Source organism: Lysobacter sp. DMC97, assembly GCF_056313745.1.
On record NZ_JBQUZR010000003.1, the window covers coordinates 567,440 to 581,553 of the forward strand.

The 14,114-nt window shown below is 68.4% G+C and carries 14 protein-coding genes and 1 tRNA gene; 12 read left to right on the forward strand and 3 right to left on the reverse strand.

What is annotated here, in order from left to right; translation table 11 throughout:
• Positions 1–18 precede the first annotated feature (18 nt).
• The 3 genes from ACT53Q_RS08745 to ACT53Q_RS08755 are packed head-to-tail and all read left to right on the forward strand — an operon-like array spanning position 19 to position 2,846.
• A complete protein-coding gene (locus ACT53Q_RS08745) occupies positions 19–1,224 on the forward strand; it encodes a hypothetical protein (protein WP_476186271.1) in 1,206 nt (401 codons plus the stop codon).
• On the forward strand, positions 1,221–1,970 hold the full coding sequence (locus ACT53Q_RS08750; RefSeq protein ID WP_476186272.1) for a glycosyltransferase family 2 protein: 750 nt from the start codon (positions 1,221–1,223) through the stop codon (positions 1,968–1,970). Before ACT53Q_RS08745 ends, ACT53Q_RS08750 begins: the two co-directional genes overlap by 4 nt.
• Positions 1,971–1,979: 9 nt before the next feature.
• A complete protein-coding gene (locus ACT53Q_RS08755; RefSeq protein ID WP_476186273.1) occupies positions 1,980–2,846 on the forward strand; it encodes a hypothetical protein in 867 nt (288 codons plus the stop codon).
• A gap of 29 nt (positions 2,847–2,875) precedes the next feature.
• Here ACT53Q_RS08755 and ACT53Q_RS08760 read toward each other — a convergent pair whose 3' ends face one another.
• From ACT53Q_RS08760 to hemA, 3 genes are all read right to left on the reverse strand, one after another.
• A complete protein-coding gene (locus tag ACT53Q_RS08760) occupies positions 2,876–3,379 on the reverse strand; it encodes a pyridoxamine 5'-phosphate oxidase family protein (RefSeq protein WP_476186274.1) in 504 nt (167 codons plus the stop codon).
• A 322-nt stretch (positions 3,380–3,701) separates the two neighbouring features.
• Positions 3,702–4,790: a peptide chain release factor 1 gene (gene prfA / locus ACT53Q_RS08765; protein WP_476186275.1), complete on the reverse strand. Its 1,089-nt coding sequence runs from the start codon at positions 4,788–4,790 to the stop codon at positions 3,702–3,704.
• A complete protein-coding gene (hemA, locus tag ACT53Q_RS08770) occupies positions 4,762–6,126 on the reverse strand; it encodes a glutamyl-tRNA reductase (RefSeq protein ID WP_476186276.1) in 1,365 nt (454 codons plus the stop codon). The genes prfA and hemA overlap by 29 nt, the downstream gene beginning before the upstream one ends.
• A gap of 116 nt (positions 6,127–6,242) precedes the next feature.
• Between hemA and ACT53Q_RS08775 the strand changes: the two genes are divergently transcribed.
• The 9 genes from ACT53Q_RS08775 to ACT53Q_RS08815 all read left to right on the forward strand — a co-directional run bounded on the left by ACT53Q_RS08775 (position 6,243) and on the right by ACT53Q_RS08815 (position 14,083).
• Complete coding sequence (locus ACT53Q_RS08775) at positions 6,243–7,991, forward strand: tetratricopeptide repeat protein (protein WP_476186277.1); 1,749 nt, start codon at positions 6,243–6,245, stop codon at positions 7,989–7,991.
• Positions 7,988–8,650, forward strand: coding sequence for a lipoprotein insertase outer membrane protein LolB (gene lolB / locus ACT53Q_RS08780; protein ID WP_476186278.1), 663 nt, complete (start codon positions 7,988–7,990; stop codon positions 8,648–8,650). Before ACT53Q_RS08775 ends, lolB begins: the two co-directional genes overlap by 4 nt.
• A gap of 5 nt (positions 8,651–8,655) precedes the next feature.
• Positions 8,656–9,579 (forward strand): 4-(cytidine 5'-diphospho)-2-C-methyl-D-erythritol kinase, encoded by a 924-nt coding sequence (ispE, locus tag ACT53Q_RS08785; protein ID WP_476186279.1) that lies wholly within the window; start codon positions 8,656–8,658, stop codon positions 9,577–9,579.
• Positions 9,580–9,675: 96 nt separating this feature from the next.
• Positions 9,676–9,751: transfer RNA gene (locus ACT53Q_RS08790), tRNA-Gln, on the forward strand.
• Positions 9,752–9,999: 248 nt separating this feature from the next.
• On the forward strand, positions 10,000–10,959 hold the full coding sequence (locus tag ACT53Q_RS08795; protein WP_476186280.1) for a ribose-phosphate diphosphokinase: 960 nt from the start codon (positions 10,000–10,002) through the stop codon (positions 10,957–10,959).
• Between the two features lie 103 nt (positions 10,960–11,062).
• The gene (locus ACT53Q_RS08800) at positions 11,063–11,719 is read left to right on the forward strand and encodes a 50S ribosomal protein L25/general stress protein Ctc (RefSeq protein ID WP_476186281.1); all 657 of its coding nucleotides are present in this window, start codon (positions 11,063–11,065) and stop codon (positions 11,717–11,719) included.
• Between the two features lie 106 nt (positions 11,720–11,825).
• Complete coding sequence (pth, locus tag ACT53Q_RS08805; RefSeq protein WP_476186282.1) at positions 11,826–12,404, forward strand: aminoacyl-tRNA hydrolase; 579 nt, start codon at positions 11,826–11,828, stop codon at positions 12,402–12,404.
• A gap of 83 nt (positions 12,405–12,487) precedes the next feature.
• Positions 12,488–13,579: a redox-regulated ATPase YchF gene (gene ychF, locus ACT53Q_RS08810; protein WP_476186283.1), complete on the forward strand. Its 1,092-nt coding sequence runs from the start codon at positions 12,488–12,490 to the stop codon at positions 13,577–13,579.
• 141 nt (positions 13,580–13,720) lie between these two features.
• Entirely contained in the window at positions 13,721–14,083 is a 363-nt protein-coding gene (locus tag ACT53Q_RS08815) for a VOC family protein (protein WP_476186284.1), read from the forward strand.
• Positions 14,084–14,114 lie beyond the last annotated feature (31 nt).

Sequence of the window (14,114 nt, forward strand, 5' to 3'; positions counted from 1 at the left end):
CACGATGCGGAGGCGGACATGACCCCGGCCTGGCTCCTCGCGATATCCGCTGCCGCCTGTGCCGCCGCGTTCGCGGTGCTGCTGGTCCTGCGCGGCATGCGCCGGCGCAACATGCACCTGTGGCTGCGCGACTATTTGCGCCCGCGCCCCGCGGCGCCCGCGGATGGTCCGGTGCACGTGCTGTTCTGTTTCGTCGACCACTTCGAGCCGATGTGGAAGGGTGGCGATCTGGAGACACAGCGCCGCCGCGTCGATCGCTGGTGCACCGAATACCGCGCGATGGCGGAGAAGCATCGCGATGCCGACGGCCGTCCGCCGCAGCACGGCTTCTTCTATCCGGAAGAGGAATACGCCGAGGAGCACCTCGACAAGATCGCCGCGCTGTGCAGCGACGGTTACGGCGAGATCGAGGTGCACCTGCATCACGATAACGACACCGAGGCGAACTTCCGCGCCTCGCTCGGCCGCTTCTGCAAGGTGCTGCACGAGCGCCACGGCGCGCTGCCGCGCGATCCCGAGACCGGGCAACTGCGCTTCGGCTTCATCCACGGCAACTGGTGCCTGGACAATTCGCGCGCCGACGGCCGCTGGTGCGGACTCGACAACGAGCTGATCCTGCTGCGCGAACTCGGCTGCTATGCCGACTTCACGCTGCCGTCCGCGCCCAGCGACACGCAGACCGCGACCGCCAACCGCATCTACTACGCCACCGACGATCCCGACGCACCGAAGTCGCACGACACCGGCGCACCGGTGAAGGTCGGTGGCGGCACGCAGGGCGACCTGATGATCGTGCAGGGGCCGCTGGGCCTGAACTGGCGCGAACGCAAGAAGGGCCTGGTGCCGGCGATCGAGAACGCCGACATCCGCCGCAACTGCCCGCCGACCGAGGCGCGCGTCGACCTGTGGGTGAAGACCGGCATCCACGTCGAGGGGCGGCCGGAGTGGGTGTTCGTGAAGATCCACACCCACGGCACGCAGGAGCACGACATGGACACGCTGCTGGGCGCACCGGTCGACGCCATGCACGACTACCTCGAACGCGCCTACAACGACGGCAAACGCTACGTGCTGCATTACGTCAATGCGCGCGAGATCTACAACATCGTGAAGGCGGCCGAAGCCGGCGAGACCGGCGATCCGGGGCAGTATCGCGACTACCTGCTGCCGCCGCCGCGCGCCTCGTGGGCGGGCGGCCGCGCCGCACGGACGACCTCGGCATGAGCACGGCGAAGGTCAGCGTCGTCATGCCGGCGTACAACGCCGCGGCCACGCTGTACGCCTCCATGGTCTCGGTGCTGGCGCAGAGCCACGCCGACCTCGAACTGCTGGTCATCGACGATGCGTCCGCCGACGCCACGCCGGAGATGATCGCCGAGGCGGCGGCGCGCGATCCGCGCGTCGTGCCGATCCGGCAGCCGCGCAACGCCGGCGTCGCCGCCGCGCGCAACGCCGGGCTGGAAGCCGCGACCGGCACGCACATCGCGTTCCTCGACAGCGACGACCGCTGGCGTCCCGAGAAACTCAGGATGCAGCTCGCGCACCTGCGCGCCACCGGCGCGATGATCGGCTACACCGCCTACCGCCGCTTCGATGCACGCGATGCGACGCTCTCGATCGTGCGGCCGCCCGCCGAAGTCGGGTATGCCGACATGCTCAAGAGCAACCGCATCGGCAACCTCACCGGGCTCTACGACCGCGCGATCGGCGACGGCCGCTTCGAGAAGATCGGCCACGAGGACTACGTGTTCTGGCTGGCGATGGTGCGCAAGGCCGGCCGCGCGCATCGCGTGCCGACCGACGAACCGCTCGCCGACTACCTCGTCCGCGACGGTTCGCTGTCGGCCGACAAGCGCAAGGCCGCGCAGTGGCAATGGAACATCTACCGCAACGTCGAACAGTTGGGGCGCGTGCGCTCGGCGTGGTACTTCGCGCACTACGCGGCGATCGCGGTGGCGAAGCGGCGCTGAGGGTGGACGATGCGAATCTCCGCGAAGATAAAGCTAAAACACCCTTTGACAATTTTCCTGATAAAAGTCGGGGGTGTATTTCCTCTCTTGTTTGAGGATGGGGTTGTTGCTATTGATAGAAACATCTTGTCAAAAATATCTGGAAATAAAATCTCAAAGGCAGACGAATATTGGATTGGATTTCTTAATTCGGATAAATTCTTAATAAATCCCATTCTCTGTGCGTACGAGGGAAATTTGAGGAGAGTTCCGAATTTTAATGAATTTATTGATGAGCTTTCTTTGGCTTCAGAAAAAATATCGAAATTTCTTCCCGGTGCAAAGTTGATTCAGCACAAAGACGAGGATTTGTCTGGCATCTATTCTGTTGTTTTGGATTTGCAGTCAAGGCAATCAAATGAGGTTGATTTCTTGCTTGAGGCTTGTCCGCTGCTTGCAGAGAAATGCTCTGATTCAAAGTTGAACGGAAAGTTTGATGAAATAATTAAATTGGCAAGAAGCTTTGATCTGGTTTCAAGATCCTTGAGTGTTATTGCGGTGATTTCTTGTTTGTATGAGGATAAAAGAAATTCAGAAAAATCATATGGTCGTCTGGTGCTAAAGCCAAAAAAAGCCTACGGGAAAGAGATGGCGCATAACGCAATCTCAGACCTTAGGGCTTTGGAATTTTTAGCTATGTCTCAGGCTTATGGGTTGGGGGGAATAAGTCTGTGTACTGCAGATCGTGGGCTTGCTGGGTTCTGGAGGGCATTGAATGTATGGATTCCAGCGCCGGGAAGGATGCCGCCTGTGTTCAATGTTGAGTTGACGCCTGAGTTGTTTCCTAGGTATTCCGGTGAAATTTCAGATCTCCGCGATCAGATTTTCGGGTTCTAGAATTTCATTGCGAAAGGACTTTGACGCAGTCAAGCCGCCGCGCTCGGCACGATGATCTCGTTCTCGTTCATCACGCCGGGGTTGCCGGTGATCGCGGCCGCGGCGAGGTAGATGAGTTTGCCGACCAGCGTGCCCGGGCCGTTCCAGTACTCGGCGCGTTCGACTTCGACGCGGATCAGCGTGAGATTGGGATCATCCTTGCCCTGCGGGAAGAAGATCGACATCGCCGGCGACCACAGCGCGTCGATCTTCTCGCGGTCCTGCACCAGGCGTGCGGGGCCGGAGACCGATACGAAGCTGTTGGCGTGATGGTCGGCGAAGGACAGGCCGACGTGCGGACGGGCGCGGATTTCGGTGGCCTTCTCGCTGTCGAGGCCGGTGGCGAACCAAAGCACGCCGGCTTCGTCGAAGTCCAGCGCCTGCAGTGGGCGGGCGACCACGCTGCCGTCGTGGGCCACGGTGTTGAACATCGCGATCGGCAGGGACTTCAGCATTGCGCGCAGCGGCGCGAGATCGTTCGGCTGTGCTGACATCGGGCATCTCCGTGGCGGGGCGGGTGGGGCCGCATTCTGCGCATGCCGCGCCTCGGGAATGCGGTCCGGTGCGCGCGAATGCCGCGAAAGCCCGGTTTCGTTCGGAGTACGCTCAGATTGCGCCGCGGCGTCGTGCGCGACGCGCGGATGCGCACGACGCGATCACGCATCCTGCATGCCGCGCACGCGGGAAGCGTTCAGCCTGCGCCGCTCGGCTCTGCTTTTCTGTAGGAGCGACGTGAGTCGCGACAGGCTGCGGAAAGCGCTGCGGTTGCCTGTCGCGACTCACGTCGCTCCTGCAAAGGCAAATGCAATGCCGCGATCAGACGCCCTGCGCGGTCAGCTGTGCCAGCGCGTCGGCCTGGTGTTCGCGCGACAGGCGTTCGATCAACGGGTCGATGCCGCCTTCCATGATGTTCGGCAGGTCGTACAGGGTCAGGCCTTCGACGCGGTGGTCGGTGATGCGGCCCTGCGGGAAGTTGTAGGTGCGGATGCGCTGGCTGCGGTCGCCGCTGCCGACCTGCAGTTTGCGTTCCTGCGCCTGCGCGGCCTCGCGCTTCTCGGCTTCGGCTTCCACCAGCATCGCCTTCAGCCGCTTCATCGCCTTGTCGCGGTTGGCGTGCTGGCTGCGCTCGGTCTGCGATTCCACGACCACGCCGCTCGGCACGTGGGTGATGCGGATCGCCGATTCGGTCTTGTTGACGTGCTGGCCGCCGGCGCCGGAGGAGCGGAAGGTGTCGACCTTCAGGTCGGCGGGATTGATCTCGATGTCGACCTCGCCGGTGTCCTCGGCGATGATCGCCACGGTCGCGGCGGAGGTGTGGATGCGGCCCTGCGATTCGGTCTCGGGCACGCGCTGCACGCGGTGCGTGCCGGACTCGAACTTCAGTTTCGAGTACGCGCCGCGGCCGTCGACGCGGGCGATGATCTCGCGGAAGCCGCCGTGCTCGCCGGGATTCGCGGACTCGACCTCGACCTTCCAGCCCTGTCGCTCCGCGTAGCGCGCGTACATGCGGAACAGGTCGCCGGCGAAGATCGCGGCCTCGTCGCCGCCGGTGCCGGCGCGCACTTCGAGGTACAGGCCGCCGTCGTCGCGGACATCCTTCGGCACGAGCTGCGCCATCAGCGCGTCGTCGAGCGCGGCGAGGCGCGCCTGTGCGGCGGCGATCTCTTCCTCGGCCAGTTCCGCGAGTTCGGCGTCGCTGCGCATCGCTTCGGCGGACGCGAGGTCGGCGCGGGCGCGGCGTTCTTCGGTCAGACCGGTCGCGATCGGTTCGAGCTGCGCGAATTCGCGCATCAGCCCGCGGTAGCGCGCGGCATCGGCGACCGTCGCCGGATCGGCGAGCAGGCGTTCGATTTCCTCGCGGCGCTCGGCCAGCGCTTCAAGCTTGCGGCGCAGGGTCGGCGTCATCGCGGGCTTGGCGGGCGTGGTCGGGGTGCAGTTGGTGGTCGACCGCGTCGGACAGCGCCGTGTGCGACGGCGCGCGATGCGGGAACAGCCGCTCGGCGGCGCGGACGACGTCGACGTCGCCGTTGAGGGCGGCCTCGCGCACGGCCGTGGTGGGTGCGTGCAGCAGGCGATTGGTGAGCGTGTGCGCGAGCTGTTCCAGCACTTCGGCCGGGTCGCGGCCGGCGGCGAGCAACTGCCGCGCCTTCGCCAGCGATTCGTCGCGCGCGGCTTCGCCGTGCGCACGCAGCGACTTCAGCGTGCCGTGGTGCGCGCTGGCGGCCAGCGTCTCGACGAACCGCGCGACCTGCAATTCGACGATGGCCTCGGCGGCGTCGGCGGCTTCGCGGCGGCTGCGGCGGTTGTCCTCGATCACGCGTTCGAGGTCGTCGACGGTGTAGAGGAACACGTCCTGCAGTTCCGCGACGTCGGGCGCGATGTCGCGCGGCACGGCGAGGTCGAGCAGCAGCATCGGCCGGTGCCGGCGCTGCTTCAGCGCCGCGGCGACTTCGGCGCGGTGCAGGATCGGATCGCGCGCCGCGGTCGCGGAGAAGACGATGTCGGCTTCGGACAGGTGCTTGTCGAGTTCGGTCAGCGGCAGCGCGACGCCGCCGTGGCGGGTCGCCAGCTCCTGCGCGTGGGCGAGGGTGCGGTTGGCGAACAGCAGCCGCTTCGCCTTCGCCTGCACCAGGTGCAGCGCGGTGAGTTCGATGGTCTCGCCGGCGCCGATCAGCAGGATCGTGCTCTCGGCCGGCCGGGCGAAGGTCTCCTCGGCCATGCGCACGGCCGCGGAGGCCACCGACACCGGGTTGGCGCCGATGCGGGTGTCGGTGCGGGCGCGCTTGGCGGTGACGAAGGCCTGCTGGAACAGCCGGTCCAGCCGGTTGCCCAGCGTGCCGGCGCCGCGCGCGGCCGACCAGGCCTGCTTCACCTGGCCGAGGATCTGCGGTTCGCCCAGCACCAGCGAGTCGAGGCCGGTCGCGACCCGGAACAGGTGGCGCACGGCCGCGTCGTCGCGGTGCCGGTACAGGTAATCGTGCAGTGCCAGCGGGGCGCGGGTGCCACCGCCGTCCTGCGGATGCGCCGCCAGCCAGTCGACGAGGGCGTCGCCGTCGCCGCCGGTGAGGGCGTAGATCTCGGTCCGGTTGCAGGTCGACAGCAGCGCCACTTCCTCCACCCCCGGCAGCGCGCGCAGCGCGGCGAGGGTGGCCGGCAGGGTGTGTTCGGAGAACGCCACCCGCTCGCGCAGGGACACCGGCGCGGTCTGGTGGTTGAGTCCGAGGGCGACGAGATGCGACATGAAGACTGGGGCAGGACGACTTGGGGCAGGACGACTGGGGCCAGACAGCCGGGGCAGGTCCGTTCAGGCGGTTCGGGTAAGCTGGCGATTCCTCGTATTGTACGGCCCTACCGCCGATGCCCCCACGTTTCCGCCTGCCACTTTCGTCGCGTCGCCCGCGTCCGGCGTCGCTGCTCCCGGGGTTGGGCCTGGCGTTCGCGCTGGCGGCGGGGGCCGTCCCGGCGAAGCCGCCGGCGGCCGCGCCCGATCCGCTGACGCCGGCGATGGCCGGCGAATACGCGCTGCAGGCCGGCAAGCTCGACGAAGCCGCGCACTGGTACCTGCAGGCCGCCCGCGCCGCCGACGGCGACGCCGTGCTGGCCGAGCGCGCCACCCGCATCGCCATGCTCGCGAAGGACGACGCCAGCGCCGCAGCCGCGCTGAAACTGTGGCGTGCCCGCGTGGCCACGCCGACCTCCGCGATCCGCGCCGCCGAAGCCGGCCTGGCGCTGCGCCGCAAGGACGAGAAGACCGCCTTCCGCCTGCTCGACGGCCTGATGCGCGGCGAGCGCGGTGCCAAGCCCGATCCCGACGGCTGGCGGCACGCGCTGCTGGCGCTGGACGCCGGCTCCGGCGATCCCGAACTCGCCGGCCGGCTGCTTGGCCGCCTGCTCGACGCCGTGCCCGATCGCCTCGACGCGTGGCTGGCGTTCGGCGAGTTCTCGCAGCAGCTGCAGCGCGACGACCTGGCGGCGAAGATCGTCGACCGGGTGATCGCGCGCTTTCCCGACGAACCGGCGGTGGGCCTGCTCCAGGCCAGCCAACTGCGCGAAGCGGGCAAGGACGACGAGGCCCGCAAGGTGCTGGACACGCTGCTGGCCGCGCCGCGGGCCACCCCCGAACTGCGCGCCGCCGTCGCCCGTGAATACGGTGCGATGGGCGACAACCCGCGCGCCGCCGCGGTGCTGGCCGAAGGCCCGCAGAGCGACCGCAGCTACACCCTGCGCGCCGCCTACCTCGCCCAGGCCGAGGACAAGGCCGGCATCGCGAAGGTGTACGAGGAACTGAAGCGCGACTCCGCGGCGCCCGATCCCGATCGGCGCCTGCTGCTGGGCCAGATCGCCGAATACATGGAACAGTACCCGCAGGCGCTGGACTGGTACGCCAGCGTCCCCGGCGGCCCGCAGCGCTGGCAGGCGCGCCTGCGCAGCGCGAGCGTGCTGCACAAGCTCAAGCGCCAAGACGAGGCCTACGCCCGCCTGCACGAACTCCAGTCGGACGCCTCCGCCGCCGAGGAAACGCAGCGCGACGCGTATCTCGTCGAATCCGAACTGCGCAAGGACGACAACGACGCCGCCGGCGAACTCGACGCCTTCACCCGCGGCCTCGCCGCGTTCCCGGACGAAGTGCAACTGCTGTACGCCCGCGCGCTGATGTGGGAACGCCGCGACGACATCGCCCGCGCCGAGGCCGACCTGCGCCGCGTGCTCGCGACCGACGCCGACGACGTCAGCGCGCTCAACGCGCTGGGCTACACGCTGGCCGATCGTACCGACCGCTACCGCGAGGCGCTGGAGCTGATCTCGCGCGCGCTGGCCGCGCAGCCGGACAACGCGGCGATCATCGACAGCCATGGCTGGGTGCTGTACCGGCTGGGCAAGCCGGAGGAAGCGCTGACCGAACTGCGCCGCGCCTTCACCAAGCAGAAGGACGCGGAGATCGCCGCGCACGTGGCCGAAGTGCTGTGGAAACTCGGCCGCAAGGACGAGGCGATGAAGTATTTCGTCGAAGCGCGCGACATTGACCCCGAAAGCCGCTCGCTGCAGCGCGCGCTGGAAGCGACCGGCGCGACGCTGCCGCCGGCACCGGCCAAGCCCGCGGCATGAGCGGCGCACGCCTCCGGACGCTCCGTGCCGCCGGCGCGCTGCTCGTGCTGGCGCTCGCCGGCTGCGCGACCACGGCGGAGACGGTCCGCACGCCGCCGGCGGCGGAAGCGATCACCGCCGCCGATGCGACGCGGCAGGCGTGGTGGGCCGCGTACCCGGCCTGGGCGTTCTCCGGTCGCGCCGCGATCGAAAGCGGCGGTCGCGGCGGCAACGGCCGCATCGAATGGCAGCAGCACGACGCCCGCCGCTACGAGATCGCGCTGAGCGCGCCGATCACCCGCCAGAGCTGGCGGCTCAGCGGCGACCTGCATTCCGAAGCCGGGCGGATCGACGGCCTCGAAGGCGGTCCGCGCGATGGCGAGGACGCCGAAGCCCTGCTGCTGGAGACGACCGGCTGGCAGGTGCCGCTACAGCAGATCGGCGACTGGGTCCGCGGCATGCCCGCGGATGCGATGCCGGTGGCCGGGTTGGTCCACGACGCCGACGGGCGGCCGGCGCGTTTCGAGCAGGCCGGCTGGACCGTGCGCTACACCGGCTGGCGTCCCGGCGCCGCCGGCGGGCCCGACCTGCCGGCGAAGATCGAGGCCGAGCGCCGCGACGGCGCCGCCGTCGCGCGGGTCCGGCTGGTGATCGAGGACTGGACCTTCGCTGCGCCGTGAGCCCGATGTCCGACGATCTGTCCCTGGCCCCCGATGCCGACGGCTGGTCGGTGTGGCCGGCCCCCGCCAAGCTGAACCTCTTTCTCCGGATCGTGGGGCGCCGCGACGACGGCTACCACCTGCTGCAGACCGTGTTCCGGCTGCTGGACGACGGCGACACCCTGCGCCTGCGGGTCCGCGACGATGGCCGGATCGTCCGCCACGGCCCGTCGGTGCCGGGCGTCGCGGCCGACGACGACCTGACCGTGCGTGCCGCCAAGTCCCTGCAATCGGCAGCGAACACGTCGCTGGGTGCGGACATCATCGTCGAAAAGCGTACGCCGACCGGCGCCGGCATGGGCGGCGGTTCCAGCGACGCCGCGACCGTGCTGCGGGCGCTGGGCCGGTTGTGGGGCTGCGCTCTGGGCGAAGACGCCCTGGCCGACCTCGGTCTGGCCCTCGGCGCCGACGTGCCGGTCTTCGTCCGTGGCCGCAACGCCTGGGCCGAAGGCCTCGGCGAACGCCTGACCCCGCTGGACCTGCCGCCGGCCTGGTATCTGCTGCTGGCGCCCGGCGTCCACGCTGCCACCGCCGGTCTGTTCCAAGCCCCTGAATTGACGCGCAATGCGGCGCCCGCGACAATATCGGACTTCGTTTCGGACCCATTCCTGCAAGGGCAGGCGCTCGGCAACGCGTTCGAGCCCGTCCTGCGTCGCCGCGAACCCGCCGTCGAGGCTGCGTTCGTGCTGCTGCGCAGCGTCGGCACGCCGCGTCTGACCGGCTCCGGCAGTGTGTGCTTCGTCGAATTCGCCGACCGCGGATCCGCCGAAAACGCGCTGGACGCGCTGACGCCACGGCTGTCGCCGGGGCAACGCGCCTGGATCGCCGCCGGTGCGCCGCGCTCGCCGCTGCTGGATGCGCTCGACACGCAAGCATCGAACGTCCGCTGACACGGGGGCGGCCATGGCTTCCTCGGCATGGCGGTGCGCGATGCCGTTCGGCGTGTCCGCGAGGACGGGCCGGGCGGCCGTCGCGAGACCTTCCGGAGGGGCGTCGCCAAGTGGTTAAGGCACCGGGTTTTGATCCCGGCACTCGTAGGTTCGAATCCTTCCGCCCCTGCCATCCCGGTCTTGCGCAGTCCGCTTCAACGCAGTCGTTCAAACGCAGTTCGTTCCAACGTACTCGTTCCATCCAGTTTTCCGCAGTCGTTCGTCGTCGGTTGTCAGGTTGTCGGTCGTCCGCGGCAGGAAGCGCGGATGCGAGGCGCACAGCGCCGAACGCGGGGTTTCCCGCGACGCGAAGCGGAAGTCGGACCGGAGGTCCGGTGTCCGCCCCTTCCACCGCCAAGGTCAGAGCGAAGCGGAGCCCCCATGCAGGACGATCGTCAGTTGTTGATCTTTTCCGGTAATGCCAACCGGCCGCTGGCCGATGCCGTGTGCAAGGAACTCGGGGTGCGCCCGGGCAAGGCCCTGGTCTCGCATTTCTCGGACGGCGAAGTGCAGGTCGAGATCGAGGAGAACGTGCGCCGGCAGGAAGTGTTCGTGGTCCAGCCCACGTGCGCGCCCAGCGGCGAGAACCTGATGGAGCTGCTGGTGATCATCGACGCGCTCAAGCGTGCGTCGGCCGCCAGCGTCACCGCGGTGGTGCCGTACTTCGGCTACGCCCGCCAGGATCGCCGCCCGCGCTCCTCGCGCGTGCCGATCACCGCCAAGGTCGCGGCCAAGATGTTCACCGCCGCCGGCGCCGACGGCGTGCTGACCGTCGACCTGCACGCCGACCAGATCCAGGGCTTCTTCGACATCCCGGTCGACAACGTGTACTCGTCGCCGCTGCTGCTCGCCGACATCTGGCGCGCCTACGGCACGGACAACCTGATCGTGGTGTCGCCGGACGTGGGCGGCGTGGTCCGCGCCCGCGCCATCGCCAAGCGCCTCGACGACGCGGACCTCGCGATCATCGACAAGCGCCGGCCGCGCGCCAACGTCGCCACGGTGATGAACATCATCGGCGACGTGAACGGCAAGACCTGCGTGCTGGTCGACGACATCGTCGACACCGCCGGCACCCTCTGCGCCGCCGCGGCGGCGCTGAAGGCGCAGGGCGCGCAGCGCGTGATCGCCTACTGCACCCACCCGGTGCTGTCGGGGCCGGCGATCGACAACGTCACCAAGTCGCAGCTGGACGAACTGGTGGTGACCGACACCATCCCGCTGTCGGACGCGGCGCGCGCCTGCCCCCGCATCCGCCAGCTCAGCGTCGCCGAGCTGCTCGCCGAGACGATCCGCCGGGTCGCGTTCGGCGAATCGGTCAGTTCGCTCTACGTGGACTGACCTGCCGCATTCCCCGGCTCCGGCCGGAACCCGGCTCCCCTGGTCGCGGGGGAGTCGCATCGCCGCCGCGAGGCGGTTCAATCGCAAGCAAGAGAGTTGTCCAATGGCCATTACCCACGAAATCAAGGTCGAACGCCGCACGGACGAAGGGAAGGGTGCGAGCCGCCGCCTTCGCCATGCCGCCAAGATCCCCGCCATCGTCTACGGCGGCGAACTCAAGCCGGTCAGCATCCAGATCGACCACGAAGCCATCTGGCTCGCCAGCCAGCACGAGTGGTTCTACTCCTCGATCCTCGACCTGAGCCTCGGCGGCGACGTGCAGAAGGTGCTGCTGCGTGACATGCAGCGCCATCCGTTCAAGCAGCAGATCATGCACCTGGACTTCCAGCGCGTGAACGAGAACGAAGCGCTGCGCACCGCGGTGCCGCTGCACTTCCTCAACGAAGACAAGTCCCCGGCCGGCAAGTCGGCCGAAGTGGTCGTCACCCACGAGCTGAACGAAGTCGTGATCGAGTGCCTGCCGAAGGACCTGCCGGAGTTCATCGCGGTCGACCTGTCGGAGCTGGCCGTCGGCCAGATCATCCACATGTCGGACCTGAACCTGCCGACCGGCGTGTCGATCCCGGAACTGAAGCTGGGCAAGGAACACGATCTCGCGGTCGTGATCGCCAAGCACGGCAAGGAAGAGGCCGAGTCCGCCGATGCCCCGGCCGCCGCCGAAGTGCCGGCTGCCAAGGTCACCAAGAAGGACCAGAAGTAATCGTCGCCTCGCGACGATGACTTCGACGGTAGAGCGGGCTTCAGCCCGCTTCGTCTCCTCCGGAGGCGGGGCAGCGGCCTGAAGGCCGCTCTACCGGACCGATCCGATGGCAGGCCTCCGCCTCATCGTCGGGCTGGGCAATCCCGGTCCCGAACACGCCAGAACCCGGCACAACGCCGGGTTCTGGTTTGTGGACGCCCTCGCGCAGCAGTGCGGGGCGCGGTTCGGGCTGGAGAGCAAGCTCTTCGGCGAGACTGCGAAGGTCGAGATCGCCGGGCAGACCGTGTGGCTGCTCAAGCCGGCCACGTTCATGAACCTCAGCGGCAAGTCGGTCACCGCCGCGCTGCGCTACTGGAAGATCGAGCCCGAGGAGATGCTGGTCGCCCACGACGAGCTGGACCTCCCGCCGGGCGTCGCGCGCTTCAAGTTCGACGGCGGCCACGGCGGCCAGAACGGCCTGCGCGACATCATCAAGCTGCTGGGCCACGGCAAGTTCCATCGCCTGCGCGTCGCCATCGGCCATCCCGGCCACAAGGACAAGGTCACGCCGTGGGTGCTGGGGCGCCCGGGCAAGGACGACGAGGCGCTGATCCTGCGCGCGATCGACGACGCGCTGTCCGCACTGCCGCTGGCGGTGCAGGGCAACGTCATGGACGCGATGACGAAGCTGCACACCCCGAAATGAATGCGTGACTGAATCCAGACGTCGGCGGCCGGGCGCGAATCCGGCCGCCGACGTCTGCATTCCGAACCGGACGAACACAGCACATGGGCATCAAATGCGGCATCGTCGGCCTGCCGAACGTCGGCAAGTCGACGCTTTTCAACGCGCTGACCAAGGCGGGCATCGCCGCGGCCAACTTCCCGTTCTGCACCATCGAGCCGAACGTCGGCGTGGTGCCGGTGCCGGATCCGCGCCTGGGCGCGCTGGCCGAGATCGTGAAGCCGGAGCGCGTGCTGCCGACGGCGGTGGAGTTCGTCGACATCGCCGGCCTGGTCGCCGGCGCGGCCAGCGGTGAAGGCCTGGGCAACAAGTTCCTGGCGCACATCCGCGAGGTCGACGCGATCACCCACGTGGTGCGCTGCTTCGAGAATCCGGACGTCATCCACGTGAACAACAAGGTCGACCCGATCGCCGACATCGAGACGATCGACACCGAGCTGGCGCTGGCCGACCTGGAATCGGTCGAGAAGGCGCTGCAGCGCGCCGAGCGTTCGGCCAAGACCGGCGACAAGGACGCGAAGGCGCGGGTCGAAGTGCTGGCGCGCATCCGCGCCGGCCTCGACCAGGGCACGCCGGCGCGCGCGCTGGGCCTGTCCGACGACGACCGGCTGGCGGTGCGCGACCTGTTCCTGCTCACGCTGAAGCCGGTGATGTACGTCGCGAACGTGCTGGAGGACGGCTTCGAGAACAATCCGCACCTCGACGCCGTGCGCGCGCGCGCCGTGGGCGAGGGCGCCGAGGTGGTGCCGGTGTCGGCGGCGATCGAGGAAGAGCTGAGCCAGCTCGACGACGCCGACCGCGACACGTTCCTGGCCGACCTCGGCCTGGACGAGCCGGGCCTGAACCGCGTGATCCGCGCCGCGTACAAGCTGCTCGGCCTGCAGACCTATTTCACCGCCGGCGTGAAGGAAGTGCGCGCGTGGACGGTGAAGGCCGGCGCGACCGCGCCGCAGGCCGCCGCGGTGATCCACACCGATTTCGAGAAGGGCTTCATCCGCGCCGAAACCATCGCCTACGACGACTACATCAAGTATCGCGGCGAATCCGGTGCGCGCGACGCGGGTCGCCTGCGCCTGGAAGGCAAGGAATACCGCGTGCAGGAAGGCGACGTGCTGCATTTCCGCTTCAACGTCTGACGCCGCCGCTCTACGCGTTCCGCACACGCCCCGCCTCGCGCGGGGCGTGTCGTTTCGGGGCTTGCTGCGCGCTTGCGCCCGTCGTTCGCGTGCGCCGAGAATGCCGGTGCCGACGACCGTCGGCGCGACTGCGAGGTCTCCATGCGGATCGATCGCGTCATCCCGATGCAACCCGTCGCCCATCTGGCGAGAGCCATCGACTTCTACGAATGCCTCGGCTTCACCGTCGCCGACCGCAACGACGACTGGGGCTGGGCGCTGCTGTCCTGCGGCGACAGCCGGATCATGCTGGACCAGTCGATCAACACAGGTTCGCCTGCGTATCGCGCGGCGGTGCTGTACCTGTATCCCGACGACATCGTCGCGTACCACCGCACGGCGCGGGAACGCGGCCTCGACGTGCCGGAACTGCACACGACGTTCTACGGCATGACCGAATTCCGCATCGACGATCCCGACGGCAACCGGCTGTGGATCGGCCAGGATACCGGCGCCGCGCCTTGAGTCGACGCGGCGCGGTGTCGATGGCATTCCC

Bases quoted from the DNA above. Each gene is read 5' to 3' on its own strand.
- ACT53Q_RS08745 (WP_476186271.1), top strand. From the start codon at position 19: ATGACCCCGGCCTGGCTCCTCGCGATATCCGCTGCCGCCTGTGCCGCC.
- ACT53Q_RS08750 (WP_476186272.1), top strand. From the start codon at position 1,221: ATGAGCACGGCGAAGGTCAGCGTCGTCATGCCGGCGTACAACGCCGCG.
- ACT53Q_RS08755 (WP_476186273.1), top strand. From the start codon at position 1,980: ATGCGAATCTCCGCGAAGATAAAGCTAAAACACCCTTTGACAATTTTC.
- ACT53Q_RS08760 (WP_476186274.1), bottom strand. From the start codon at position 3,379: ATGTCAGCACAGCCGAACGATCTCGCGCCGCTGCGCGCAATGCTGAAG.
- prfA (WP_476186275.1), bottom strand. From the start codon at position 4,790: ATGACGCCGACCCTGCGCCGCAAGCTTGAAGCGCTGGCCGAGCGCCGC.
- hemA (WP_476186276.1), bottom strand. From the start codon at position 6,126: ATGTCGCATCTCGTCGCCCTCGGACTCAACCACCAGACCGCGCCGGTG.
- ACT53Q_RS08775 (WP_476186277.1), top strand. From the start codon at position 6,243: ATGCCCCCACGTTTCCGCCTGCCACTTTCGTCGCGTCGCCCGCGTCCG.
- lolB (WP_476186278.1), top strand. From the start codon at position 7,988: ATGAGCGGCGCACGCCTCCGGACGCTCCGTGCCGCCGGCGCGCTGCTC.
- ispE (WP_476186279.1), top strand. From the start codon at position 8,656: ATGTCCGACGATCTGTCCCTGGCCCCCGATGCCGACGGCTGGTCGGTG.
- ACT53Q_RS08795 (WP_476186280.1), top strand. From the start codon at position 10,000: ATGCAGGACGATCGTCAGTTGTTGATCTTTTCCGGTAATGCCAACCGG.
- ACT53Q_RS08800 (WP_476186281.1), top strand. From the start codon at position 11,063: ATGGCCATTACCCACGAAATCAAGGTCGAACGCCGCACGGACGAAGGG.
- pth (WP_476186282.1), top strand. From the start codon at position 11,826: ATGGCAGGCCTCCGCCTCATCGTCGGGCTGGGCAATCCCGGTCCCGAA.
- ychF (WP_476186283.1), top strand. From the start codon at position 12,488: ATGGGCATCAAATGCGGCATCGTCGGCCTGCCGAACGTCGGCAAGTCG.
- ACT53Q_RS08815 (WP_476186284.1), top strand. From the start codon at position 13,721: ATGCGGATCGATCGCGTCATCCCGATGCAACCCGTCGCCCATCTGGCG.